This is a genomic window from Paraburkholderia tropica, assembly GCF_914484835.1.
Taxonomy (GTDB): domain Bacteria; phylum Pseudomonadota; class Gammaproteobacteria; order Burkholderiales; family Burkholderiaceae; genus Paraburkholderia; species Paraburkholderia tropica_A.
Map to the genome: position 1 here is coordinate 93,185 of NZ_CAJZAR010000089.1, position 1,401 is coordinate 94,585.

3 protein-coding genes are annotated in these 1,401 nt (G+C 55.9%); all 3 read right to left on the bottom strand.

Annotation, left to right across the window (positions count from 1 at the left end; genetic code table 11):
• Positions 1 to 376: 376 nt before the first annotated feature.
• Positions 377 to 559, bottom strand: coding sequence for a hypothetical protein (locus tag LDO54_RS33170; protein ID WP_224016222.1), 183 nt, complete (start codon positions 557 to 559; stop codon positions 377 to 379).
• Between the two features lie 18 nt (positions 560 to 577).
• Positions 578 to 832: a hypothetical protein gene (locus tag LDO54_RS33175; protein WP_224016223.1), complete on the bottom strand. Its 255-nt coding sequence runs from the start codon at positions 830 to 832 to the stop codon at positions 578 to 580.
• A 264-nt stretch (positions 833 to 1,096) separates the two neighbouring features.
• Entirely contained in the window at positions 1,097 to 1,378 is a 282-nt protein-coding gene (locus LDO54_RS33180; RefSeq protein WP_224016225.1) for a hypothetical protein, read from the bottom strand.
• Positions 1,379 to 1,401 lie beyond the last annotated feature (23 nt).

Genomic DNA, 1,401 nt, shown 5'->3' on the forward strand with positions numbered 1-1,401 from the left:
GCGAGCGTTTTCCGTTGTCTATGCCTTGCCAGTGTGCAGCCACTTAATCGCGAGCATCCACGATGCGATGCCGGACATAGCCGCAGCCGCGTAAAAGCAGGTAGGAGTTGAGGCAAGCGCGGCTATTTTCCCGAACACGTCTTGCAACTGAGACCCGTCAAGTGCAATAGGTGTGAGGACATATCGCCATAGCGGAGGCAACGCGGCGACGAGCGCTGGAGGCAGGAATTTGGTCTGACGGGTAGCAGCGAGCATAGAGAGTGCGAAGCCCGCTGCAACTCCAACTGCAACAAGATCAGAGGGGACGCCTGCTGCAACCGCACACGCGCCGACGAGCAACCATATGGGTAGAATTCCGAAATTCATTGGCGTTTTCCTAGCCACGCTTGATGGCGACGCGGGACAGCGAGGCGACCATCGCGATACCCGCGACAATCGCGGCAGCGCCCAAACCCATTACCAGTTTCGAGCCGATGCAAGCAGCCAGTGCGAGCATGACCGTGCTCGCGCCTAGGCCGAATCCGACCACCAGACCGCCTTCAAAATTTCTCTTCATCATTTCGCGTTTTCCGATGTTTTAGTGGTCGTTTTGCGCAAATCTGCAATTGCGTCGAGCAATCAGCCTTGAGACCCACGACTCTTCATCCGGCGTCTCAATCGCTTCACAAGCATAGTGAGATACAGCTCTACCCTCTCCGGTGATATCTGGAATACGATCCTCCGCATCTTTCTGTCGAGCGTCACGTTCGCATGAACCGAGATCGGAAAAAACGTCTTCAGGCGTGTTGTCGGTTCCATAGTCGTAGAACGTTGACCACTTAGTGGTGTGCATGAGTAGAAATCTCGATTTGGATACTCCGTCGCCATTGGCCGGGATACCAAGCGCTGCTCGCCCATTGGCAACCGCGTCTAGTCCACGTATGCCACGCTCCTCACAGGCAAGCTCCTTCCGAAGTGTGGACACCACGATTGCAGCAGCTGAAGTCTCCGTTTGATCTACTGTGCCTAACGCGTCCTGTGCATGTACTGGCATCGTGAGCAGCATCGCCGCAAGTGAGGAACTAGCTATAGTAAGTCGCATGTGTTTTCATGTTTCCTAGCGGCGCGACGTGAAGCGCAGAGGCATTACGTCGTAGTTGAAGCGTCGGATAAATGGCTGGGCTGGGTGTTCCAGCTCCCAGCTGCGATCCTCTTTCTGCCATTGCTCCCACTCGGCGTCAGACGCGTCCATGTCTGGCGCGCGTTTGTATGACGCGTCGTAGGCATTGCACTTTGCGGCGAACGCGTCTGCGTCCTCGCGCGCAGCGAAGGAACGAACCGGATCACTCCCTTCATAGCCTGTGTTCGCCATCACCAAAAAGATTTCGCGCTCACGCATGGGGCGTTTTCCGACCTATTACG

What these genes read in the sequence shown, in the direction of transcription:
- LDO54_RS33170 (WP_224016222.1), bottom strand. Translation starts at nt 559, where the DNA reads ATGATGAAGAGAAATTTTGAAGGCGGTCTGGTGGTCGGATTCGGCCTA.
- LDO54_RS33175 (WP_224016223.1), bottom strand. Translation starts at nt 832, where the DNA reads ATGCACACCACTAAGTGGTCAACGTTCTACGACTATGGAACCGACAAC.
- LDO54_RS33180 (WP_224016225.1), bottom strand. Translation starts at nt 1,378, where the DNA reads ATGCGTGAGCGCGAAATCTTTTTGGTGATGGCGAACACAGGCTATGAA.